The 22,846-nt window shown below is 52.9% G+C and carries 24 protein-coding genes and 1 pseudogene; 16 read left to right on the forward strand and 9 right to left on the reverse strand.

The window, feature by feature from the left end; all coding sequences use genetic code 11:
- Positions 1 to 115: 115 nt before the first annotated feature.
- Positions 116 to 736: a TetR/AcrR family transcriptional regulator gene (locus tag ACYZT7_RS16815; RefSeq protein WP_462041811.1), complete on the reverse strand. Its 621-nt coding sequence runs from the start codon at positions 734 to 736 to the stop codon at positions 116 to 118.
- A 252-nt stretch (positions 737 to 988) separates the two neighbouring features.
- On the opposite strand from ACYZT7_RS16815, the gene ACYZT7_RS16820 reads away from it, so the two are divergent.
- On the forward strand, positions 989 to 1,453 hold the full coding sequence (locus ACYZT7_RS16820; RefSeq protein ID WP_462037469.1) for a transcriptional regulator, SarA/Rot family: 465 nt from the start codon (positions 989 to 991) through the stop codon (positions 1,451 to 1,453).
- Between the two features lie 96 nt (positions 1,454 to 1,549).
- Here ACYZT7_RS16820 and ACYZT7_RS16825 read toward each other — a convergent pair.
- From ACYZT7_RS16825 to grxB, 7 genes and pseudogenes are all read right to left on the reverse strand, one after another.
- Positions 1,550 to 1,878 (reverse strand): annotated as a pseudogene (locus ACYZT7_RS16825) (OprD family outer membrane porin).
- Positions 1,879 to 2,162: 284 nt separating this feature from the next.
- Positions 2,163 to 2,789 (reverse strand): trimeric intracellular cation channel family protein, encoded by a 627-nt coding sequence (locus tag ACYZT7_RS16830; RefSeq protein WP_462037470.1) that lies wholly within the window; start codon positions 2,787 to 2,789, stop codon positions 2,163 to 2,165.
- Positions 2,790 to 2,796: 7 nt separating this feature from the next.
- Positions 2,797 to 4,053: a M20 family metallopeptidase gene (locus tag ACYZT7_RS16835; protein WP_462037471.1), complete on the reverse strand. Its 1,257-nt coding sequence runs from the start codon at positions 4,051 to 4,053 to the stop codon at positions 2,797 to 2,799.
- 49 nt (positions 4,054 to 4,102) lie between these two features.
- Positions 4,103 to 4,531 (reverse strand): MarR family winged helix-turn-helix transcriptional regulator, encoded by a 429-nt coding sequence (locus ACYZT7_RS16840; protein WP_462037472.1) that lies wholly within the window; start codon positions 4,529 to 4,531, stop codon positions 4,103 to 4,105.
- Between the two features lie 169 nt (positions 4,532 to 4,700).
- The gene (locus ACYZT7_RS16845; protein WP_462037473.1) at positions 4,701 to 5,342 is read right to left on the reverse strand and encodes a 3-oxoacid CoA-transferase subunit B; all 642 of its coding nucleotides are present in this window, start codon (positions 5,340 to 5,342) and stop codon (positions 4,701 to 4,703) included.
- An 8-nt stretch (positions 5,343 to 5,350) separates the two neighbouring features.
- Positions 5,351 to 6,043, reverse strand: coding sequence for a 3-oxoacid CoA-transferase subunit A (locus tag ACYZT7_RS16850; RefSeq protein ID WP_462037474.1), 693 nt, complete (start codon positions 6,041 to 6,043; stop codon positions 5,351 to 5,353).
- A 549-nt stretch (positions 6,044 to 6,592) separates the two neighbouring features.
- Positions 6,593 to 7,252, reverse strand: coding sequence for a glutaredoxin 2 (gene grxB / locus ACYZT7_RS16855; RefSeq protein ID WP_462037475.1), 660 nt, complete (start codon positions 7,250 to 7,252; stop codon positions 6,593 to 6,595).
- A gap of 147 nt (positions 7,253 to 7,399) precedes the next feature.
- On the opposite strand from grxB, the gene ACYZT7_RS16860 reads away from it, so the two are divergent.
- The 3 genes from ACYZT7_RS16860 to ACYZT7_RS16870 all read left to right on the forward strand — a co-directional run bounded on the left by ACYZT7_RS16860 (position 7,400) and on the right by ACYZT7_RS16870 (position 10,178).
- Positions 7,400 to 8,302 (forward strand): LysR family transcriptional regulator, encoded by a 903-nt coding sequence (locus ACYZT7_RS16860; protein WP_462037476.1) that lies wholly within the window; start codon positions 7,400 to 7,402, stop codon positions 8,300 to 8,302.
- Between the two features lie 604 nt (positions 8,303 to 8,906).
- Complete coding sequence (locus tag ACYZT7_RS16865; protein WP_462037477.1) at positions 8,907 to 9,494, forward strand: cytochrome b; 588 nt, start codon at positions 8,907 to 8,909, stop codon at positions 9,492 to 9,494.
- A 33-nt stretch (positions 9,495 to 9,527) separates the two neighbouring features.
- The gene (locus ACYZT7_RS16870) at positions 9,528 to 10,178 is read left to right on the forward strand and encodes an alpha-ketoglutarate-dependent dioxygenase AlkB family protein (RefSeq protein WP_462037478.1); all 651 of its coding nucleotides are present in this window, start codon (positions 9,528 to 9,530) and stop codon (positions 10,176 to 10,178) included.
- 108 nt (positions 10,179 to 10,286) lie between these two features.
- Here ACYZT7_RS16870 and ACYZT7_RS16875 read toward each other — a convergent pair whose 3' ends face one another.
- A complete protein-coding gene (locus tag ACYZT7_RS16875; protein ID WP_462037479.1) occupies positions 10,287 to 10,562 on the reverse strand; it encodes a helix-turn-helix domain-containing protein in 276 nt (91 codons plus the stop codon).
- Between the two features lie 84 nt (positions 10,563 to 10,646).
- Here ACYZT7_RS16875 and ACYZT7_RS16880 point away from each other — a divergent pair, with 84 nt between their 5' ends.
- The 12 genes from ACYZT7_RS16880 (at position 10,647) to ACYZT7_RS16935 (ending at position 22,374) form a co-directional block, all read left to right on the forward strand.
- Positions 10,647 to 11,174 carry a hypothetical protein gene (locus ACYZT7_RS16880; protein ID WP_462037480.1) on the forward strand — a complete coding sequence of 176 codons (528 nt, stop codon included), beginning with the start codon at positions 10,647 to 10,649 and terminating at the stop codon, positions 11,172 to 11,174.
- 474 nt (positions 11,175 to 11,648) lie between these two features.
- Positions 11,649 to 11,963, forward strand: coding sequence for a type II toxin-antitoxin system Phd/YefM family antitoxin (locus ACYZT7_RS16885; protein WP_462037481.1), 315 nt, complete (start codon positions 11,649 to 11,651; stop codon positions 11,961 to 11,963).
- Positions 11,964 to 12,339: 376 nt separating this feature from the next.
- A complete protein-coding gene (locus ACYZT7_RS16890; RefSeq protein WP_462037482.1) occupies positions 12,340 to 12,912 on the forward strand; it encodes a hypothetical protein in 573 nt (190 codons plus the stop codon).
- A gap of 30 nt (positions 12,913 to 12,942) precedes the next feature.
- On the forward strand, positions 12,943 to 13,143 hold the full coding sequence (locus ACYZT7_RS16895) for a hypothetical protein (protein ID WP_462037483.1): 201 nt from the start codon (positions 12,943 to 12,945) through the stop codon (positions 13,141 to 13,143).
- Positions 13,144 to 13,273: 130 nt separating this feature from the next.
- A complete protein-coding gene (gene parS, locus ACYZT7_RS16900) occupies positions 13,274 to 13,756 on the forward strand; it encodes a type II RES/Xre toxin-antitoxin system antitoxin (RefSeq protein WP_462037484.1) in 483 nt (160 codons plus the stop codon).
- Entirely contained in the window at positions 13,756 to 14,214 is a 459-nt protein-coding gene (locus ACYZT7_RS16905; RefSeq protein ID WP_462037485.1) for an RES family NAD+ phosphorylase, read from the forward strand. The genes parS and ACYZT7_RS16905 overlap by 1 nt, the downstream gene beginning before the upstream one ends.
- A gap of 588 nt (positions 14,215 to 14,802) precedes the next feature.
- Positions 14,803 to 15,345, forward strand: coding sequence for a hypothetical protein (locus tag ACYZT7_RS16910; protein ID WP_462037486.1), 543 nt, complete (start codon positions 14,803 to 14,805; stop codon positions 15,343 to 15,345).
- Positions 15,346 to 15,407: 62 nt separating this feature from the next.
- Positions 15,408 to 17,234 (forward strand): transposase, encoded by a 1,827-nt coding sequence (locus ACYZT7_RS16915; protein WP_462037487.1) that lies wholly within the window; start codon positions 15,408 to 15,410, stop codon positions 17,232 to 17,234.
- A gap of 2 nt (positions 17,235 to 17,236) precedes the next feature.
- Positions 17,237 to 18,103, forward strand: coding sequence for a TniB family NTP-binding protein (locus tag ACYZT7_RS16920; protein WP_462037488.1), 867 nt, complete (start codon positions 17,237 to 17,239; stop codon positions 18,101 to 18,103).
- Complete coding sequence (locus ACYZT7_RS16925; protein WP_462037489.1) at positions 18,103 to 20,664, forward strand: TniQ family protein; 2,562 nt, start codon at positions 18,103 to 18,105, stop codon at positions 20,662 to 20,664. Before ACYZT7_RS16920 ends, ACYZT7_RS16925 begins: the two co-directional genes overlap by 1 nt.
- Before the next feature lie 916 nt (positions 20,665 to 21,580).
- Positions 21,581 to 21,874, forward strand: coding sequence for a hypothetical protein (locus ACYZT7_RS16930; protein ID WP_462037490.1), 294 nt, complete (start codon positions 21,581 to 21,583; stop codon positions 21,872 to 21,874).
- Between the two features lie 116 nt (positions 21,875 to 21,990).
- Positions 21,991 to 22,374 carry a histone-like nucleoid-structuring protein, MvaT/MvaU family gene (locus tag ACYZT7_RS16935; RefSeq protein ID WP_462037491.1) on the forward strand — a complete coding sequence of 128 codons (384 nt, stop codon included), beginning with the start codon at positions 21,991 to 21,993 and terminating at the stop codon, positions 22,372 to 22,374.
- Positions 22,375 to 22,846 lie beyond the last annotated feature (472 nt).

Genomic DNA, 22,846 nt, shown 5'->3' on the forward strand with positions numbered 1-22,846 from the left:
TTTCTCTGAATCCTGCGGTGAAAATGAGTAAGGGCAGGGGGGTCACCAAGAACGGTAATAAACACTGTTAGTGTCGTTAGGCGTATTAAAAAACCGCCGAAGCGGTATTGTCGGTTTATCCAGACCTCAAGCCTTTCACGACAATGGCAACCGCACTGTCGATGTAATCCAGGTTTTCCAGGTTTGCCGTGACCAGGTGAAGCCAGGACATACCGGTCAGCATCGAGACGGCGCTATCAACGGCGGGACCTTCGTGGATATCCCCTGATTCCACCGCCCGGGCAAAAATCTTTCGTAACGTGCGCTCGCGACGTGGCAAGAACTCTTTCCTGAACTCCTCAAGCGCTCTGGGCTCGTGCTGGATCTCGGCAATCAAGCTGCGCAATGTCTCGCCCGCGCTCGAAGTACGCCACCAGTTCCAGAGGGAGCGCAAGTGAACGCTCAGGTCCTTCTCCATATCCCCTGTGTTCGGCTGCGTCACAAACGTCAGTGCGGTGCGTTCATACACATCCCTGAGCAAAGCACTCTTATTCTTCCACCAGCGATAGATCGTAGGCTTGCTCGAACCGGCACGCTCCACCAGCGCATCCATCGTAAATGCGTGATAGCCGCGCTCCTCAAGGATCGCCGCAGCGGCCTCAAGAATGGCTTCTGTACTCTGAGGACTGCGCACAGCGCCGATAGAGGATCGGCTCCGCGCTTTGGCAGGTTTGGGCTGGTCGGGCTTGGAGGTCATATGCTGTTCTGAATGGTTTTGCGATAGTAAAAATTGCCTATAGAAACTGTGAGTATTTATAGATTTAAAAACATCTTCAGTCAATAAGAGAAGCTCATTTCAAGTATTCAATCCGTGAATAGTAAGTATGGTGTTTGGTTATGATCTATTGCGGAGGTTGATGTTACAGTAATAATTATTTTGGTCGCGCGCTGCTTTTCCTGTTTCTGCTCATTAAAACATCACCCGCGCAACAGCTGTTTGGAGGTATGAGTGGTTACGCATTTAATTGACGCATTTAATGTACTTGAGAACGTAAATAAAGCGATGGGGGATTGGATAGAGAGTTCCATAGCCAGCCACAACCTGTCAGTTCTGGACTTTCGCATCCTTGATAGCTTGGTGCAGGGCACTGCAGCTAGTACGGACCAGTGCGCCCGGCATCTAAATATCATGACTTCCAAAGTATCCCTGAGCGTCGAGAAACTTGCAAAACTTGGCTTTGTGCAACGTCGGCGTGACCGACCGGACAGGCGAATGGTTTTTTTGGAGTTGTCTGACGAGGGTCTTGAAATATATGAACTTGCTCTGAACTCGCTGAATGAGCGGTGGCGAACCTTACTGAGCAATGTCGGCACCGATGTAATGCAAATGGCTGCACTTCTAGCTGCCCCAACTTCAGCGCCAGTTGGGGATTTGGTTAAAAATTTTCTACGGGAAAGGAGTTCAACCGTTTAAAAATGATGAAGGCGATACTGGCTCATTCAAGGCGGCAATTGAATCCACGCCGCCGCGCCACTCTCCACGAATCGTCCAGTCACACCGCGCGATTGCTTAGAGTATGTCTAGAGGGTATTCGATGAAGGCCCGGACTTCATTCAGGTTAGGGCCGACATCGCGGTCTGCCCGGTAGATTGAGTTTCTCAATTTGAATGACAGATCCTTGAATGAGCCGTCCTGCACCACGTATTTGACCTGGTTGAAGAACTCACGCTCCGTACCGTCTTGCTCCCCCCTGCATCGATGTTGCTGCCGCGCACGTAAGCCGTCTTGTACGTCAGCCCCGGCACGCCGAACTCCGAGAAGTCCAGCCCGTAACTAGCAGGAGCCCGTTGCAGTGGGACGATAAATACTATTGGAAGGACCTCGTAGATAAGTCCTATTTACGATTCCAATTTCAATGAAATCAATGATGTAGTAATCCGAAACACAGGTAAGCTGGTTGGGATGAATGCAGAGGGTGCGGCTCTCGCCCCTAGTGCAGGTAAATCTCCAACTCATCACTCCTTTGGTGAAATTTTTTGGCCCGCCCACGCGCGGGCCTTTTTTTATTTGCACCATGCGTTGCGCGTTAGTGCAGGCGGTTGGCTCGCTGCTCAAGTAAGGCTACAAGCATCCGAGTAATAATCGGGCCCGGTTTGCACCGGGCCTAAAGTTCACTGTCTGGCTAATTGTCAGAATCATCGTCAATGGAAGGCAGCCGCCAACCGTAGTGAAGTGACGCCATCCGCAACACGGTACATCCTGCTGCGGTCAGCCACGAGGTCACCACCGTATTAGCACCGCTGTAGCTAAGCAAAACCTCAACACCTGCGCATGCCAACGCGGCCGACGCGTAGATTTCCCGTTGCAGGATGCTCGGCACGCGTGACAGCAGAATATCCCTGAGTACGCCGCCCCCGACAGCGCTGACCATCCCCAGTAAAATCGCGACCTCGGCACCGGCCTGGACGGCCAGTGCCTTTTTCGCGCCTGCCATTGCAAACAGTCCAAGGCCAATGGAGTCGAATAGTTGTACGGGGGATTTCATTCGACACACCATCGGGTAAGCACACACCACCCACGCTGCAGCGATCAGCGACACCACCAGATAGCGCCAGCTCGACAGCGCGGCCGGCGGCAGTGTGCCAAGACACAGATCCCGAAGAATCCCGCCACCGCACGCGACGATGAACGTGATGGTAGCGATGCCGAACAGATCCAATCGTTGCTGACGCGCGGCAACTGCGCCGCTTACACCAAATGCAAACGTGCCGAGCAGATCCAGGACGGTGTATATCAGGTGAGTGTCCATTACTGTGCTACTCAGCGTGCCCGAACCAGGCGAATGCTGCGCAAAGCATCGTTTCGAGACCCGTACGCAAAGTAGGGTGCAGTAAAGGTGCGAACTGAGGCGAGTGATTGCTTGGGATATTGTTTATTTTTCCTTTGGCCTTGGCCTGTTCGTACACTTGCGGGTCTGTACAACCTACAAACCAGAATACGTAGGGCACCTTCCATGCGCGGCCGAACACACTGAAATCCTCACTCGCCGCGGCCGGTGCCGTTTCATAGGCTCTGTCGCCAAACCAGGCTCCAAAGGCCTCAGCCAAACGGCTAGAGGCGCGCTCATCATTGACCGTCAACGGGTAGCGGTTGATTGTTGTGATCTCGGGGTCGCGTGGAGCATTGGATGCAGAGCATTCGGCGCAGCAGATCCGTTTGATGGCACCCAGCATGTGCTCGCGCACACCCTCGTCGTAGGTGCGCATATTGAGCTTTAACGTCGCATTGTCCGGGATGATGTTTTCCTTGGTGCCCGCCTGTAACGAGCCAACCGTCAGGACTGCCTGGTCCAGAGGGGAGATTTCCCTCGATACAATGGTCTGCAGGCGCAGCACCGTCGATGCCGCCATGACTACCGGATCTACCGAAGTTTGTGGCTGTGAGCCATGGGCGCCACGGCCGAACATCTTGATTTTCAGGCTGTCACCGGCCGAAAGGATAGTGCCGCTACGGTGTCCCACAGTACCCGCTGGCCCCACCATTACATGCTGACCAAGAATGATGTCCGGCTTGGGGAAGCGATCGAGCATGCCGTCGTCGATCATGTTTTGCGCGCCCACACCCACTTCTTCACCCGGCTGGAAAACAGCCAGGAGAGTACCCCGCCAGGTGCTGCGGTTTTCGGACAATACCCGAGCAACCCCCATCAACCAGGTGACATGCATGTCATGCCCACACGAGTGGCAGACAGAAACCTCCATTCCATCTTCGTCACGGGTGACCACGTCGCTGGCATAGGGCAGGCCTGTTGCTTCGGCCATGGGCAACGCGTCCATGTCGGCGCGCAGCATCACCACCGGGCCTTCGCCGTTGCGCAGTACGCCGACAACGCCGGTGACACCGATTTCGCGTGTCACCTCGTATCCATAGCGCACGAGGTAGTCGGCGGCGATTTTCGCGGTGCGATATTCATACATCGACAGTTCAGGATGAAGGTGCAAGTCCTTGTAGACTTCCTCCAGTTCAGGCAACAAGCCATCAAGATCGGGAATCAACTTTTCGAGGGGCGACATGGGGTACTCCAAGTTAAAAGAGGGCGCAAAAAGTGGGAGAGAGACGGTGTCAGGAAGGCGGAAGCAGACTTTCCATCAGTTTTGAAAGCAGCCCGTCCAGTGCCACGCGCTCCTTGGGCGAGAGCGCGCAAACGAGTTGATCTTCAAGTTCGGAGCCAACGACCGAGGAGTCGTCAGCGATCTGCGAGCCCGCAGCGGTGGTACGCAAACCAACGCTGCGGCGGTCGACAGGGTGAGGGGAGCGCGATATGAGATCGCGGGACTCCAGCAGTGCCAAAGTCTTGGAGAGCAGTGTCTTTTCCAGAAAGGCGCGTGATGAAACTTCTTTCGGAGTGATGTCAGGGCAAGCCTGAATCAAACGCAAAACCCGCAATCCTCGGACATCCAGATCCCAATGCTGAAGGTACACCTCATTCGCGCGCTCCATCAGCAGAGCACTGGTCATATCGAGCTTGAAATTCAGAAAGTCGGAATACATGGCAGGCTCCAGTCGTATGGCTGAAGTATAGCTATATAGTTGAAATATTCAACTATAATTTCAGTCGCTGGCCGCTCTCTTGCTTGAGCCCTGGAGCCATTAATACCCGTTGCCGGACACGCTTAAAGCCGTCCGGCGTATAGCTGCGTGACCAGGAATATCCAATCCGTTATCGGATCAACGGCACGCCACTGAGCGTTTGCAAGTCCTCAAAGCTGATATCAGCGACGATCTCCTGGACCTTCAAGCCTTTTGCAGTGACATCCAGAATAGCCAGGTCGGTATAAATCCGAGTCACGCAGCCAATGCCGGTCAGCGGGTAGGTACATTGCGGCACCAATTTGCTTTCGCCAGTCTTGGTCAGGTGATCCATCATGACGAATACCTGACGTGCGCCTGTCGCGAGGTCCATCGCGCCACCCACTGCCGGTATGGAACCTTCGGCACCGGTGTGCCAGTTGGCAAGGTCGCCGTTGACCGAAACCTGGAAGGCGCCAAGCACGGCGATATCGATGTGCCCACCGCGCATCATCGAGAACGAGTCGGCGTGGTGAAAATAGGCACCACCGGCCAGCAGCGTCACATGCTGTTTGCCCGCGTTGATCAGATCATCGTCTTCCTCACCCGGCGCAGGACTCGGTCCCATGCCCAGCACACCGTTTTCACTGTGCAGGAACACTTCCTTGTCACCCAGGTAGTTGGCCACCAGCGTGGGTACACCAATGCCCAGGTTCACGTAAGAGCCTTCGAGAATATCGTCGGCTACACGTTGGGCCATTTCACTACGCGAGAGTTTTTTCATAACAGTCATGGCGGGCCTCAGTTGACGTTGGCATTCGAGATAGGGGCGAGCGGCACTGCGACCACGCGCTGAACGAAGATCCCCGGAGTGACAATGTGCTCGGGGTCCAGCTCTCCTAACTCGACGACCCGCTTGACCTGGGCGATTGTCGTTTTCGCTGCCATCGCCATGATCGGTCCAAAATTACGCGCGGCTTTGCGATAGGTGAGATTGCCCCAGCGATCGCCCTTTTCGGCCTTGATCAGTGCGACATCAGCATGCAACGGCATTTCCAGCACATAGTTACGACCGTCGATCACCCGGGTTTCCTTGCCTTCGGCCAGCAACGTGCCATATCCGGTGGGCGAATAAAACGCACCGATTCCAGAGCCTGCCGCGCGAATACGCTCGGCCAGATTGCCTTGTGGCACGACCTCAAGCTGCACCTTTCCTGCCAGAAAGAGTTCGTCGAATACATAAGAATCGGATTGGCGTGGAAACGAACAGATGACCTTGGCAACGCGCCCGGCCTTGAGCAATGCGGCCAGACCGATTTCACCATTGCCTGCATTGTTGCTGATGATGGTCAGATCGCGAGCGCCCGACGCTATGACGCCATCTACCAACTCCGACGGCATCCCGGCAGTGCCGAAGCCACCCACCATTATGACCGAACCATCGGCAATGCCGTCTAGTGCAGCAGCGACGGATTCAAATGTTTTGTTGATCAAGACGTACTCCCGTTTTTATGTTGGCTGAACAGAATGATCCGACGGCAAACCGCATGAATCACAGTTTCTGCAGAGTGTGCATAGCCTGCCAAACAACGGGTGAGGGAGGGTATCTCGGCACGAGATGTCGTGCGATTAGCGAACGAAACCGTAAGTAGGTGAACGGGCATGACTGAAAGCGCATGGGTGATGAAACACTTGGCGCGATTGAGGATGCTGACGCCGTCGCGCACGGCGCTGATTTTGATGTACGTGATTCATCGCTTCCGGGTCGGCAATGGTAACGGGCTTTCGCGTCCCCGGCGGACCCAATCGGTAGGTCCTACTTCTTCTCTGTCAACATTCCGGAAGGATCGTAGCCCATCGCCCAACTTCGGCTCAGCTTGTGCCGAGTGATCTTCCAGCCATCGCCCGTGCGGATAAAGATGAACTCATACGGGCCACCGCAGGAGTAGCATTCAAACGGCCTCGAGGTGTCCGCCGCATAGGTGTCATATTTCCTTATTCCTTGTGTCCAAGCGTTGAGGGGATTTGCCGGTAATGACCTCTTTATGCAAGAACAACTAAATTCGCTATTTGATCGTGCAGGTCGATGCCAACACGCTCCGCCATGCGCATGCGATAAGCTTCGACGGCGGGCGGGTATTCGATGCCACGCACGATCGACATGCTACGCAACGTTGCGAACAGGTGGATGTCATCTTCCGACAGTTCGCCGTTCACCGCATCGGGTGCCCTGATCAGGGGTTCGAGGGCCAGCAAATGACGGTTTATCTCGGCTATGTAGACGGGGCTGGCTGCCATACGCTCCTGGAAACTGCCGATCATGCGTTCCTTGTTGCGAGTGAAATACGCACGTGCCTCAGGTGTGGAGAACTCCTTGAAGTCTGCTGCTGACCAGCGTGGAAGCGCGAGGGAAAACAGCGGGCCAGATACGTCGTTGTTCCACTGCGCCAGCACCTCGTTGCGGGGGCCGGTCAGGAGCGGGAGGCCATCTATTCCATCGATATGCGCGACGATATCCATGCTTTCGGCCAGGTAGTTGCCGGTGTCCTCCAGGATGGGGGCCATCTTTTTGCCAATCATGCGGGTTGGGGTCGCCTCATCGTCGTTCAACAAGATGACGAGATCGAAGGCGATGCCTTTCAGGCCGAAAATAGCGCGTGCTTTAACGCAGAAGGGGCAGTGATCGTAAACGTAGAGCTGCATAAAGTTTGAATCCTGAAAAAGTGGAGGACGCGGCCGGGCTGGTGGATCCCTACGCGGTAGAATTGAAGTGCCACTTTATGTGTTACATGATTGGAAGAGAATCCCCGCAAGTGAGACCATGCCTTTCATAAATGAGAGGGCAGGCGTGTGGATCTTAACGCGGTGCAAATATTCGTAGCGGTCGTCCAGGCTGGAAGTATGACAACGGGCGCTGAGCGCCTGGGGGTTCCACTGCCCACTGCCAGTCGCAGGATTCGCGCGCTGGAGCAGGCGCTTAAGGTCGAGTTGCTGGAGCGCTCTGCCAGGGGTGTGAAGCTGACTGAAGCCGGCGCCCGACTGTTCGAGCATGCCAGTCGAGGCTTGGAGATCCTGCACGAGGGGCATGACGCCGTGGTAAGCGATCAGGCCCATATCAAAGGCAAACTGCGCCTTTCCGTACCTCCGTCATTCTCGCCCTGGTGGTCGCTGATCTCGGACTTTCAAAAAGATCATCCCGATATCCGCGTACAACTGCTTTCGACGGAGCGTCGAGTTCACCCTGTCGAGGACGGCATAGACGTGGTACTTCGTGTGGGCGAGGTGGAACATGAAGCTTTGATCGTAAGGCACCTGCTCAAATACCGACACGTGCTGGTCGCCAGCCCTAAATTTCTGGCCCGCCATGGAAGGCCCGAACACCCGCATGATCTGAGCAGACTCCCCTGTGCAACCTGGAGCCTTGGCACAAACACCAGCATCACTTGGCGTTTCCCGAATGTGGCAGTGGCTCCGAACGCAGTGTTGTCGACAAATGACAGCATGCATCTTCTGCACAGTGTACTGGCAGGTGAGGTTATAACCGAACTCCCACCCTTCATCGTCAAGGACGCGATTGAGCAAGGCTTACTTGTGCCGCTGCTGCCGGACTACCCACTGCCAGAATATGCATTGAACCTTTTGTACCCTGCGCATCGACATCCTTCTGCCGTCGTCCGCACCTACCTGGAGTATTGTCGCCGACGCATTCCGTCGCTGGTGGACGCATGCGATGTTGCCGCCATTCCAATTTAGGGGCGGTTTCACTCAGCCTGGGCAGTTAGCGTGAAAGCCTGAGTGGGTGTGTAACCGCTGCCATCGATCCGGCACCGCCGCGTCTTGTGCTGCGGCCAAGGATAGTAGCCCTCGTGCTCGTTCAGCCCCCAAGAATTGAATTTTGCGTAGAGTTTTTTTCTGCTCAATTGAGACTTTGAGCCTGTTTATCCAAGACTTTGTCATCTATATCATTGAGTAGCTTCTTAGCCCATTGCGGCTCACCTCATGATGCCCAATGCCAGTACAGTTTAATCTGTCATGGGCTATTGCGGTCTGATTCGATCCGAAACAGGTTTATCTCATCAATGTATCGATACTTATCCGCTGACTCCAGGCACACGTGTGCGGCTTGCCACAATACTTCGGTTAGGTCACTGCGAATGAGATCAGCAAGCTGCGAACTATTTAGCTGAGGCAGATAAGTGGAAGTGATTTAGGGCTTGCCGAGCAGACTCAAACGCTAACAGCAGTTCCTGCCAACTTATGGAGATTGGACAGCAAGCGCTAACGATTCGTTGATAGTGATCACTTATTAAGCTCTCTCAAGAGAGCTTTTAGTCAACATTAAACTGGAAGGAAGAACATGATGCCGCAGGTTAAGGAAAGCTACACAGGAACCGCCAAGTGGCTTCACTGGGGAATGGCCCTGATATGGGTCGCGGGTTGGGTAGTAGGAATCATTGCGACACATTGGCGTGACCAACTAAACCCTCATCATGAGTTGACGTTTTTGCATAAGGCTACCGCGAGCACTCTGCTTTTTCTAGTTATCGCGCGGATTGCTTGGCGTCTTACACATAAACCTCCCGCATTGCCGGAAAGCATGAGTTCGATAATGAAGCGTGGAGCGGTAGTTGGTCACCTTATGTTGTACGGCATTGCGTTATTGATGCTCCCGATTTCGGGTTGGTATTGGAGCTCTGTGGCTGACAAGCCGATTCTCGTAGCCGGGCTGTTTGTGTTGCCTCCTCTAGCTGACCCCAATCCCGATCTCTACGATATCGCGAAGTATGTTCATACCTGGACAGCTTGGGCCTGTGGGGCATTGGTAGGAGGACATCTGCTGATTGCGCTAAAACATCATTTGTTCGACAAAGATCAAGTGTTGACGGGGATGCTGCCACGGAGCCAAAAAATGATTAGTTATTCGCAAGTAACAGGCAACAGATAACATGGCACTGCTCTCGTTTATCGGAAATAACATATGTGGATCTCACCTAATACTGACCTGTTCAGCGAGCAGGCTCATCTTCTGAATCTGCTACCAAAGCATGGTGTGCTTAATGATTACGGTCGTGTGATGTCTGCCGAGGAGGGTGACAGCCATTTCACCGAGCTGAGGGGAGATACTGCCTGGCAGCCTGACTCGGCACTTTTGAATGGTCGCTTGATCAAGACTGCTCGTGAGGTTGCTTGGTACGCCGATAGTCCGTTCCGATACATTCATTCAGGAGTTGAACGCCAAGCTCTTCAGTGGCAAGGAGCCAATTTGCTGCAGTTGAAACGTAAAATAGAGGAGCTGACCGGCCAGCGTTACAATTCTTGTTTGCTCAACCTCTACCATGACGGGTCCCAAGGGATAGGATGGCACGCTGACGTTGAAGCCATAGCGTCAAATGACGTTATCGCGTCTCTCAGCCTGGGGGCCGCACGAAAGTTTGCGCTCAAGCATAAAGCGACGGGTGAACTCCGTGAGCTTACGCTGGAGCACGGTCAGGTTATCGTGATGCGCGGCGAGACCCAGCGTCACTGGCTACATTCAGTTATGAAGACAAAGAAATCCGTAGGCCCACGAATCAGCCTGACGTTTCGATGCTTTCCGGAGCAATGGCGTAGTCAGAGATACGGTGCATGAGGTCGGGGCGGAATTGCGGCTCGACCCAGGTATGCCTGAGAAATTCTCTAGCAGCGTACCAAGGCCGTACTTTTGCGAAGAGTCGGAGCGCGTGCACAAGTCGCAAGACTAGCCCGAAGTGGACTCTTGTCGGATCCGTTCAAGCAACGAGTCTAAATCCGTATCAGGCTCAAGCAGCAAAAAACTCTCAAGAAGGAGGGTAAGCGGGTGTACCCCCATTCTACCTGCAAGCTCCGACGCCTTCTCCAGCGTGACATTTTTAAGGCCACGTTCAAGGGTGCTGAGATATGTCCTACTGCTGACGATTCCAAAATCTTCTTGGGTCAAACCCCGACGAAGACGTGTGTTACGTAACGCAATAGCGAACGCTTCCCTCAGTTCCATTTTGTTTCACCCACAAAAGGAACGATGAAGCCTTTTTGAACTCTATAGAGCTACAATCTATAGTGTTCATTTTGGGAGGGATTTATGCCCGCACTACAGATTAGCGCCCGTCAGATATCTACGACGGGTAACGAGGACAGCCCTTCAACCATGCTGATTGTCGCGGTGGCGAACGTTGCCCAGCCGGAGCAGGGCGTCGAGATGGAAAAATGCCTTTCAGGCCAAAAATTGGTTGATCTCTTCAACGAAATCGATCGACCTGATTCAGATAAGGCCATCGTTGGCGTCCTATTAGCGATTCCTCCAAAACTCAACGGCTCACCACGATGGGTCGCCGAGAATGTGTTTGATTTTGCTCGGGTCAAGCTCAGGGGGAGGGGGGAGGTTTCTTTGGATACATACGCATATCGACTTGCTTCAAAAGCAGTGTTCCGGGACAACGCCCAGGTCGACCCAGCGGATATTCTAGACTGGAGATCACTCTATGAAACGTCCAATGCGGGTGGCAACGTCGACTCGGAACTTGTCGCCCATCAAACGTGGCTATCCATCGTCATAACTCGGTTGGTCAATGCAGTGAATCTACCTGACGAAGCGGAAGATTCTGAGTAATGTTCGGGTTTCAAGCTGTCACGTAACTCAACCTTTATGAAGTAGGGGTAAGAGGTGTTCCTCGAGGGTCACGAAAATCTACGCGAGTCGATCTTCGGTGCGATGACTAAACACTTCACGATTGGTAGCAAGCCACAATGAGTGCGATCGAAGGAACATCCGTAACTCACCGCATCCACGAGAGAACTGTCATGAAAGGAAGGCGTAAAGTCAGCAAATCCAAGTGGTTCTTGAAAGCTAAATTTGAGGCCGAAGCTCAACAAATGTGCGCAAGCAGATCAAAGAATGTAGCAAACAGATTTCTTGATGCCGCATTGCAGTTCGGAGCTGGGTACGAGCCAACAGGGCGCCTCGCGGGCGGTTCGAACCCTGCCTTACCTCAAGATAATTGAGTACTGACCTGCCGATCAGGCAGCACTAATTGCGGTGGTGATAGGCAAGTAAGGCCAGAAAAGGTTGGGGGGACATAACGGAATGCAGACTCACGATATACAAACTGCCAAAACGCTTTTTTCTACACTCATCGATGCGGTAGTGGACGGAGAAACAATTATCTTCACCGATGGAGACATACCTGTAGCCAAGCTCTCTCCTGTAACGAATCTTAAACAGCGCGGCACGCTATCGGATTTGGAATTTGAGGCTTTGGGGGCAAGCGCTCAAACGTCGCAGCCAACGTCACCTGCTTCAGTGGTCACGCTTTGGTCTGCTGACTCGCGTCTAGGTGCCGTCCCCGTCATGCTCACCCTTATCCAGCGGAACGCTTCGCGTCACGTACCTGGGGTATGAGACGTATGCTGTAGTTCCGCACGTACGGATCATTGCGGATGGTGTCAGATAATTGCCATTCCTACCGCCCCCTCGGGAGCCCCATTGGCTTGCAAAGGGGAAGCTAAGCTATTACTGCAATCGGCCCTGCAGGCTTCTAAACGGAATTGACGTCACATTTCTACCAAAAGGAAATTGCGAAGAATATGTTGTGCAAACCAGGCGGGTAGGCCTACCTCCAGCGTAGGAAGGTGTAATGGCAGGCTCACCACCAGGCCGATACGGATCAACCATGCTGAGCTGCCAGTAACCGTCCGGGCAGCATATTTGGCGTTATATACTCAAGCAATGCGCTTCATGCAGCAGGAGAACTGCAGGGTACCCAGGAGACAAACTCATGACGATTGATCCCGACAAAGATGTCAAAGCCTCCGCGAACGAGGTCAGTCGGGCCGAAAGCTCTGCTCTTGCGGATAACCCTCTAAAGGGTCAGGAGCTAGACGCGTGTCCTCGTCCAGGGACGGCGCCTGCAGCAAGAGAAGAGAAGCGTCGGTCTAACGAAGAAAGAGAAGGGGAGATGGATGCCTTGGCCAGAGCTCAAATTCTGACCTGCGGCGACTTCCTTCTTGTTCAGGACTTAGCTATCCATCTGGGTATCGACTTCGAGCTCCTGAGTCTTGCACTTATGCGGTGGGAGACGGACCACCGAATTTTCTCGATCAATCACGATGGTTGTAGGTATTTTCCAGTTTACGCGTTCCCATCGCAAGGCGGCGCCAGTCCGATTCCCGGCCTTAGAGATGTAATATCCGTTCTCTGCCCCATGAAAGATGGTTGGGGAGTTTCATTCTGGTTTATTTCCCCCAATGGATGGCTTGGAGGCAAGCGTCCACAGGACCTTCTTTCCACCGAGCCAGATCGCGTGATTTCAGCTGCACACGAAGAAGCAAGCGGTGTCATGCATGGTTAAGGGGCCTGTCGCGGAGAGCAGGAAGATTCCATGCTGCGCCTGACGGGCGAACTCAACGCCATGAAAACTGCGGTCGCCAAGGAGGAGGGGGGCAGGGAGCAACTCGCTGGCTCAGCCAAACGGCTTGAAGCTGTGATTAAGCCGTCATCTGCCGAACTGACCCAAGTGAAGAGCCAGCTGACGGAGTCCTCCGCAGAGCTCATGCAGCTGCAGCAGAAACTGAATCAGTAGGTCGGGACATATTTTCCAGGTACGCCACCGTCCACTCTGCTAGCGCCATATTGCTGCTCAGTGGTAGTACCGCTGAGCAAACAGATACCCTATAGTTCATTTGACTTAAAAATTAATTCATTTGGAGTAAATGCTGATGGTCGCTCCAACAACTGCCCGGCTGCCGGCGAGAAAGAAAGATGACTCTCGCGAAATGGGGATCGCTGCGTTTTGGCATTTCAGTTACGGTCGGGACTCACTCAAGGACTCTGAACGCATTCACCAGATCAAGGAAGGGTTTCCTGCCCATCTGGTACACGCCATTCGTCTGACCTTCGATCTTCAGGAACGCAACGTTGAGACGCTGCTAAATGCATCCATCTCTACGCTCGAAAGACGGCGGCGTGAGCAAAAGAATCTTGATCCCGTTGCGTCTGAACGCCTGGATCGGATTGCAACAGTCAGTCACCTGGCCGAAGAGGTTTTTGAAAGCCAAGAGAATGCTGCTCATTGGATGTCGACGGCCAATAAAGCGCTCGGTGGAATCGCGCCGATTATGCTCTGCGAAACAGAGATAGGCGCCAAACAAGTCCGCCGAGTCCTTCATGCGCTTGAGTGGGGAGGCGCAGCCTGATGAGGGCGTGGCGAATCGCGAAGGCGAAACGTGCGAACGATCTGTCAGGAATGGGTGCGGCAATTGAAGGAGGGAGGTGGAATGATCAGGATGTAGCAGCCGTTTACATGGGGCTGACACCTGCGATTTGCTGCTTGGAAACCTTCGTACACGCCGGGGGCGAGCCCACGTTCCCGATGAAGATCACCTGTTTCGAACTGCCCGCTGATCCAACGCTTTATTTGGAGCCTGATCCGAAAACCTTGCCAGAGGGTTGGGCAAGTCTCCCCGCTGACCGGCCTAGCATGGATTTCGGAACCCATTGGTTAAAGGCGAACACACACCTGGGATTGATCGTGCCTTCTGCTGTGATGGTGCTCGAGCGCAATGTCGTGATCAATCCGAATCACCCGGCCGTCAAGGAGATCAAGGCGGTCGATATGTTTGACTTCATGTACGACACACGCATGTTCAAATAAAACTGCTCTGAAATCGCTAGGCAATCACTTGACGGCTAGCAACTGTCTTTGCACCACAGGAGTTCCGAAATCTAGCGATTCGTAAATACGATGCTGTACGTCTTTACGGCCGAAAGGCAGGAGCTAATCCCAAAAGTTTCAGATTTACGTATCAATCCACGCGGGAGTATCAGTTTACCTCCACAACAGAATGTCCAAAGGCGATTGTGTCAGTAGTCTTTGAATCTCGATCCCCCTGCCCCCCCCGGTAAACCGGGGCTTTGCCGCCCCTGCCACCTAAAAGAAGAAAATCCAGTCCGGATTTTCTTCTTTTCAATTACATGACAGAAAAATTAATCGGCGCTACTCGATTGATTTTCAATCATTTTCTCAAAGAAGAAAATCCAGCACTTGCAACCTCAGTTTAAAGGTCTAGACCTCAAAGACGACCCGCAAACATTTGAAAATCGTTTGAGACGGTTTTTGAGATTTGTTTGCGGGCCTGAACGTTCGGGAAGACACGCTTGAATTGGGTAGCGAGGATGTTTGAGCTACGGCCCTAGCGACTTCCTGAGCCAAATTGGCGACAAGGACTAGCAGAGGTTCATCATGCAAAAGCAGACCAACAACACCACGCCCGGAAACCCGGTTCACCTCCCGAATGTTGAGCAATACCACGGTAAGCCGCTTAGCCATTCAAAGAAAGCCAAGGCTCCCCAGAGCTCGCCCCATGTCAGCGACCCCCCGAACCACGAGGGGTCTGATCGCTCGCGTAGCTGGATGCCAAATGAGCACGAAACGCGGTCTGAAAATTTTGAATCTGACATTGATTTCCCAGCGCCAAACCTGGCCAAAACGGAGCGGCCCTATGTGCTCGCGTTAGATGTGACCTCGCTGGGCGAGAATGCTCTTGCCGATATTCGTTTGATGGCCCAAGAGCGCTCTGCTCTTCCTCAACAGGTCGAGGAAGTCGTTTCGGCTGTATTCCAATGCGAGTACTTGCATGGCTCGATGACCAAGCGGTCAGTCTGGAAGCAAGTACAGGCTCGTTGTGAAGTCTTGGGACTTAAGCCCCCGTCGTATAAGACGGTCGCTTCGCGACTTGATTCGATGTTCTCGCAAGAAGTTTTGCGAATCCACTTCCCGAATTAGTTTTCGGCCAAGGCGTCACTGCCAATGCATGGCGCCTACTTAAATGATCGGAGGAAGATGTCATGGGTGCTTATAAAGCTGCTGATGGCAGCACTCAATTGGTAAAATTTGAAAACGATCTTTGGGTCGTGGAAGGAGTAGAAAGCGGGACTCGCAAGTTGCATCTGCGTAGCTTACGTAACGACAAGCTGTGTTTAGCTGGTGCAGACAAAGTCGAACCCGTTAATCATGAGATCTTGAACAACGCGGCTGCAGCACATGTAGCCGACAAAACAGCGAAGCGCGCTTTGATCATGGTTGAGGGTTACACCCCTGAACAAATGGAAAAAGCTCGCCATCGTTTTGAAATGATCGAGAAGGAGATGAGAGGCGAGTTGACTGTGGATGATGCGGCTGAAATCTGCAAGTTGAGCCGGCCCCGGTATTATGAAGTGCGGCGTCTCTTCAATCAGGAACTCGGGCCCATCAGTCTTCTGGGAAAGAAACCTGGTCGTAAGGTCGGGACTAAAGTCATCTCCCCGGAGCTAGAGCAAATCATTGCAGATCAAGTATGGCTGTACCGGGGCCATGGCGCGTCCTACCGCACGGTATGGAAGGGCGTGCAAGCAGAATGTCACGAACGCGGTATTGAGGAGGTACCGTCATACGAAACCGTCTGTGACCGGATGAACAACCTGCCCGAACATGGCAAGGCCTGTCAAAAGCATAACAAAAACTTTGCCGATGACAACTTCACGTTGAGGGACGGCTTTCGCGGGTTTAGCCGGGCGCTTGAACAAGTCCAGATGGATCATACGGTCGCGGACGTGTTCCTCGCCAGCTCTCACGACAGGAAACACCCCGTAGGGAGGCCATGGATCACTTTGGCGATTTGCGCAAAAACCAAAGTCATCCTTGGGTTCTATATCAGCCTCCGGTATCCGAGTTTGTGCAGTGTTGCGCATACCTTGAAGCATTCGGTGATGAGCAAGGACGCATTCATGAAAAGGCTTGGGCTGCAAGACCATGGCTACGAATTCCACGGCGTCTTCGACGAGCTGTTGACTGATAACGCTCGCGAGTTTCGTTCTGGGAATTTGAAGTCTGCGTGTTCGATGGAAGGGATCAAGCTTCGGCACCGCTCCCAGAAACAAGATGGCGGTATTTGCGAGCGCGTACTGGGGACGCTGAACATCGGCCATGTCCAAATGCTGCCAGGCGGCACTGCCTCCAGGTCTCGTAAAGACAGGGACTACAACCCGGAAGTACACAAAGTCATGACCTTGGATGAGTTCATCGAATACTTCACCTTGTCCGTCTGTGAATACCATGACACGGCGGCGGCAGATGGAAAAACCCCCCGTGATCGCTGGGCGGAGGTAATGACCGGCGAAAACGGTAAGCCGCTGTTTCCCCGCCAAGTACGTGACGTGAAAAACTTTGTGATCGAGGTACTGCCTGAGAAGTATCCCAAAGTTACCAGGACTGGGCTTCAGGTCAACGGGTTCCGTTATTCCAATAATGTTATCCGGAACATGGTCGGGAAAAAGGTCAGGGTCAAATATGACCCTGTGAACTTGACCCAAATCCTTGCGAAGATTGAGGGTGAGTGGATTGAAATTCCGTCATGCGAAAAAACCACCGTAACTCTCACCGCTAGAGCAATCATGCTGAAGTATCTGAAGAAGGCAGGCAAGTTGGGTGAGCGCGCAGTCAAAGCCTTTCTGGCACGCAAAGCAATTCTTCTGAATGCTATTGCGCTGGACGTTCCAGCGATGAGGCGGCAGATGGAGATCATTGATGGCGACAAACACGACCCGCTGTTGCGTCACCACGTACTCGCGGTGAAAAAGCTGAAACTTCAACAGCGCAATTTTTCGACTGATGTCGAGCCCTTCGAAGGAGAATAGCGATGGACGTTACCCACCTTGCTTCAAGCGTCCAACACATTGCTTTGCTGAGTGCTGCTGAACGGATCGCATATTGTGATCAGCCAGTTTGGATCAAGACATCCACCAACAGCTCGTTCAATAATAGCTTGAAGAGCATGATTCGGTTGTCGAGTTGGGGATGTTGCTCCTGCATGGCACTCATTGGTATCAGTGGTATTGGGAAAACAACGATGATCGAGCGAGCTCAGCGCTTGATCAATACCCCTGATTCGACGCCTATCATGACCATTGATCTCGCACCCTACGGCAGGTACCTCGATCTGCAGCAGATTTTTTTGACCGAACTTGGATTCACCGAGTCAGTCAAGTCGTTGTGCACTGCCAGTGGTATCAAGCAGATCAGGGAAAGGATCAAGCAGAAAAATATCTCGGTCTGCATTCTTGACGAGGGGAATGCACTGGCCGGTACGAAATACGCACTGGTGCAGCCGAACAATACCTACCTCAGAGCATTGGCTAACCCGGATATCGGGTTGAGCGTAGTGGTCGCCGGAACCGAAGAGCTCAAAGCGCATTTGGGGATCGATCCTCAGCTTCGCTCTCGCTTCAGTGTGTGGGAGGTTCCTTCGTGGGAAGCAGAGTCTGTAGATTTCTCTCGCTTTCTCAAGGCCTTTGTTCGGTTCATTCCTCTTCAAAAGCCATCGGTATTGGATACGAAGGAAATCCAGGTGGCCTTGGTTAATGCGTGCATGGGAAGCACGCGCAATATTCGGTACGTACTGATCGCCGCTGCCAAATTGGCTATCGAGTCCGGGCAGGAGTTCATTGATCTTGACTTGCTGGAGGTTGCATTCGATATGGGATTGGCGGACTTTGGTCTCATCTGATGAGGCGAATCTGGCATGACGGTTCCGCCAACCAAGTGCCGCTTGAACGCGCGCTTGCCCTGATCAGCCAAGGTGGTGGCCAGGGCAAGCTCATCATCGTACGTGGTGAAGCGGGAGCGGGCAGTAGTGCTTTCGCTTCACGACTGCAAGCCTTGGCCACCCGTAACGGTATAAGGTCTATCCACATCGAGCGGTCGGCGGTGAATTCTGATTTCGTACTGCTCGCTCATATATTTCGGTCTCTACAACTTCCCATCTTCTCTTCAGAACTCGGTGCTAATCAAAGGATTAGCCGCCACTACAAAGCTGCGCTTCATCTGCGCCAGTACCAGGCAGTGATATGCGAGGATGCTCACGATTACTTTAATATGTATTCCTCCAAGTTGCAGGGTATTTATGATTCCGTTCACCAGCTAACTAGGCCGCCATTCGGCTATAACATCGTACTGTGTGGATTGCATGATAAGCTGACCGAGATAGGTTTGCGGGCCAGAGTTTTGGGCATGATCGTTGAAATGATCGATTTAAGGCCCATGAATTATGATGAGGCCTACTTCAATCTCGTTGAGGCTTTGTTCAAAGATCATCGCGTAAGTATGCCTCTATTGCAGTCAACCCACCTCCCCACACCCATCCCAATTCGCCACGATATCCTCACCGCGCCTTTGGGTACCTCGCCCAGCGAATTGCGCGGTAATGTGTGCGCTGAGACCGAATCTGCACCTGACTTGAATCTGGCAGCGGCGACAGTCAGAAATCTGTCTCCTATTTTCATAACTTCCTATGGCCTCGACGTCCGCGCGCTGCACACCTACACCTCCGGCCTGGTGGGTAAAACGGCGGAGCACGTTCGGCGCGCGGCTCATAGCCTAGAGATTGCGGATATCGGCGAACAGCGGAGTGCAGCTATACCTGCAAGCGCCACCATCAAGTCGACGTTGCTGCCTATTCCTGAGGTCACACAGGATGGAGGTGGCAACGATCACAGCATCCAACCCGCTGCCAACGCCTCAGCCACCTCCCAAGCGGATCCACAAATTCTACTACCGCTCTTTGATCTGTTGGCCTCACGAATCACATTCCAGCTTGAACTGCAACTTGATGAACCTCAGGCCGGGTCACCAAATGATCCGGGAGGCCTTGTTACCCCTCACCTTTGCAACCTCTCTGATCCAGGCGCCAAGGGTTTCAGTGGCGCGAAGGGGGGCGTTTTCAGTCGTCAGGCGGCGGCAGTGGTGTCGGCTCGCTCTGGCCAGGCCGTAACCAGCCATAACAACCGTCATTCAACGCGCCACAACGAGCAAGCAGGATCTTTCCGGCTGTACTTGAAGCCGGTGATCGATGAAACCTTGGGGTCATGGCTCTGCCGAAACGCTGCCGCGAAATCCATCGACTCTATCCACGGTGGCTTCCTGGAGTGGTGCAGGAGGCTGATCGAGAGGGACGAGCTAGCTCAGGCCTCGGGGCCGAACACCCACGGGGGCGACAACAAGGCTGGAGTCCAGATGGCTATGCCCTTGCAGGCACAACAAAATCAGTATGTGGCTGATCCGGCCCGACCGATCAAATTGCCGTTGGAGTCGCAAGAGAACGATATTGCCGAAGAGCCTACCTGGAACCCGGCTATCTTGCTGGGAGGTACCCGCTCCAAAATGCCTCCAGACTTGGGAGCCCCTATTGAATACGACACGCTATTTCGATCCCAAGAATTCCTGGACGCATTTCCAGCGACGTTGCGCCCTCATCTAGCTAGCCGGTTCTCGTTGCCACCGAATGCTGTTCAGAACACTCACAACCGTCGTTATTGCGCCCAGTGCATCGCCGATGACGTCGCAGCTCTGCGGGCGCCCGCTTTGCGAAAAGCATGGCGCAAGCGCGGGGCTGCTGTGTGCACGCAGCATAGGCAGCCGGTTCTGCTTCAGCAACTTGAGCGGGGCACCCTCAGCCAGCTCTCAGGGGCTTGGCAGGCTTACATGCAGCACACTCAACGTGAGGACTACGATCATGGCGTTGGATTGATCTCTCGCAACTCCTGCGGCTATCAAGGCATATCCGCTGAATCGAGGATCTGTCGGATCGTTCGGCGGCTCCAAGACTGGGTTGAGTATGCACCTGCACTGCCTACTACCAGCCGGCCCTCAAAGTATGCGCTTTACTTCTTGTTAGGTTTTTTCCTCTATCAAGCGAATCTCGTGAGTGAAGGAGGAGTGGCCCGATGGTTCATCAAATCACCACAGGGCGAGAAGCTAAATTTACGCTCGTTCGAAAAACCGACCATCACCCAGATGATCAAAAACATTGAGTCAGCAAGCCCACGGGCTATGTCGATGGGTTACCTGCTCGCGGGTTCCGCATTCGAACTTTTGACGGCAGCTGAGATCACGTTTCTCAGAGGTGCCCTAGACTTCACTGACTATCTTTTTCCAGCCACTCCCGGCGAGCTCAAGTCCCTTAGTCAATGCTTTCAGTCTTATCATATGATTGCGGTTTGGGAGAGCGCATATCGTAACCTTTCACCGGAAGATTGCCGTCATCTAGAGTGGTTGCTGAGGAAATATTAATAAGGGGTTCTCCATAATCCAGACTGCGACTATCAGAAGGTCTAGTGATTGAAACTCTAGAACTATATATAACTTTGATGGGCTGCGGGCCTCCGGCCCAGACTCGCTTCATGTGCCGTCTTGGCGCTACAATGTCGAATTGCTGAGCCAGCTGACTCCAGGCAAACAACACAAGCTATCAACCATTTCACGTGGCCCGGAGTGCTGCAACTTCCACTGATGGGGCGTTGCAGGTTTACAATCGTGATGGCTGGTAGGCAAGTAGCTGTAGAAAGACGAATTTCAAGGCAGTCTCCCGCCCCTTATGCATGGGGTGTGGTTGCTCAATCAGTCAGCGACCCGATTGGCAATATATGCGATATTAAGTTTCGCTAAATCATTGATATTTAAGTAATCGCTAGGGCTTTTTGATGATTTGGATCGCCTCGAAAAATTCCTGTGACTGGCTTTACGAAGGAAGGACTGCTGAAGCGTTTTTCGCGACTATTGCCAGGCTACAGTGGCTGAACCGATGCTACCAGCACCTACCTTCAGCCATCGACCTTTTTGGCCTAAATTGACTTATGGCTTTGGGCTATCCAAACGAAGGGGCCATGATGGCACCCATGTTCGGAAACGAAAACCACCATTGTCAATTGTTGCAGAAAGCTTTTGAATAGCCATAACTAATTGATATTAATGGATATAGTGGCTAATTATCAGGAACTGATACCTTGTTCGGTGTATCGATGATGTCAATTGTCAGTCCTGAATCAGATTCGCTCCCCATTCAACCAGAACCACTCGCAAAGCGTGCTTTCTAGGTGCAAGCTGCTAGGAAAAGGTTGTTTGCCACTGGAGCGGCAAATCGCCTAGCGCCTTTAACAGCGTTTGAGGTTGCGCTACAATCACCTTGAACCCGGATAGGTACGGAACCATGAAACGAACCCATACCTTCGTAAGGCTTAGAGAAATCCAGTCCTTGCTGGCACGTGTGACTAGCGAGATTCAAGAGCTAGAGGCCAAAGACCTCAACTATCAGTTGGATCTTGAGTTCAGTAAAGAGTTCGATCAGCTTGTTGAACGATATGGATATTCAAATGAGGAGGTTGTTCGCCTTATCGAGGTTGTTCGGGAATTGGAGTCTCAAGGCGATATCAATATCGGCGAGCTTTTACAAAAGGATCAAAGCCTTAAAGATACTGACGCGAAAGCCTCTGCCGTCACGTGAGTTAAAATGTTGTGTTTGCAGATCATGGATGTGGTTAGCAATAGAGCATGATAGAAATGGCATAGAGTTCGGTTTTAAGGGTGAGGCCCGAAAGTAATTTGATATCGGAGTATTTGATGACGTCCCTGATAGATTATCTTACCCTCAAAGGGCGGATTGAGAAGCTCGAAGGCGACTCAGCGCTCCTCAAGGAGCGTGCATTTGTATCTGAATTCATAGCTCTAAAAAATCGTTATGATTTTACGCCAGATGAGGTCTTGCGATTGCTTAAGCCTGAAGAGTCATTTGCAATGATTGAGACTGCGGATTCTATCTATCAATTACTAGAGACTAATATAGAAGCAGGTGGGGCTGCACGATCTACCGCCAAGTCCCTTAGACGATACAAGAATCCTCATACTGGCGAGACTGTTGAAACCCGTGGCTCTAACCATAATAAGCTCAAGGAATGGAGAAAACGTTATGGGGCTGAGACTGTCGTTTCCTGGCGCGAGCTGTAAGTCTAAGGCGTCATGAAGACCAAGACACCACGCCGGCAATCTCGCGAGTCCCGCTTGAGGGCGCCGAACTGAATACGACTGTCTGATACGACGGCCAAGCCGGCGCCACGCCCATCGGCTTAAGGAACGTTTCCAGTACCGGTGCGCCGTCGCCTTACTCATCCCCAACTGCATTGCTGTGTCATTCTGGGTCATACCGTTGGCCTTGCACTCAAGAACACCACGTAGCAGTTCAGCATTGACTGGCACCCCGGCAGGCTTGGCAGCCAGTTCACCGCTCCTGATCTGGGCCTTCGCCTCACTCAGTCCGCCCGCTGCCACAAAAGGCTCGAAGCTCATCCGTAATCTGCTGGAGAGCTGATTCCACGTCCGTGTCGCCGTCAACGGCCATGGCCAGCGCCACGAAGGTTGCGGTGCTGGCGCCGAGAGCTGATGACAGCATCTGGCGCTTATCCAGCGTGACTAGCGAGCT

Source organism: Pseudomonas sp. RT4P38 (assembly GCF_054897765.1).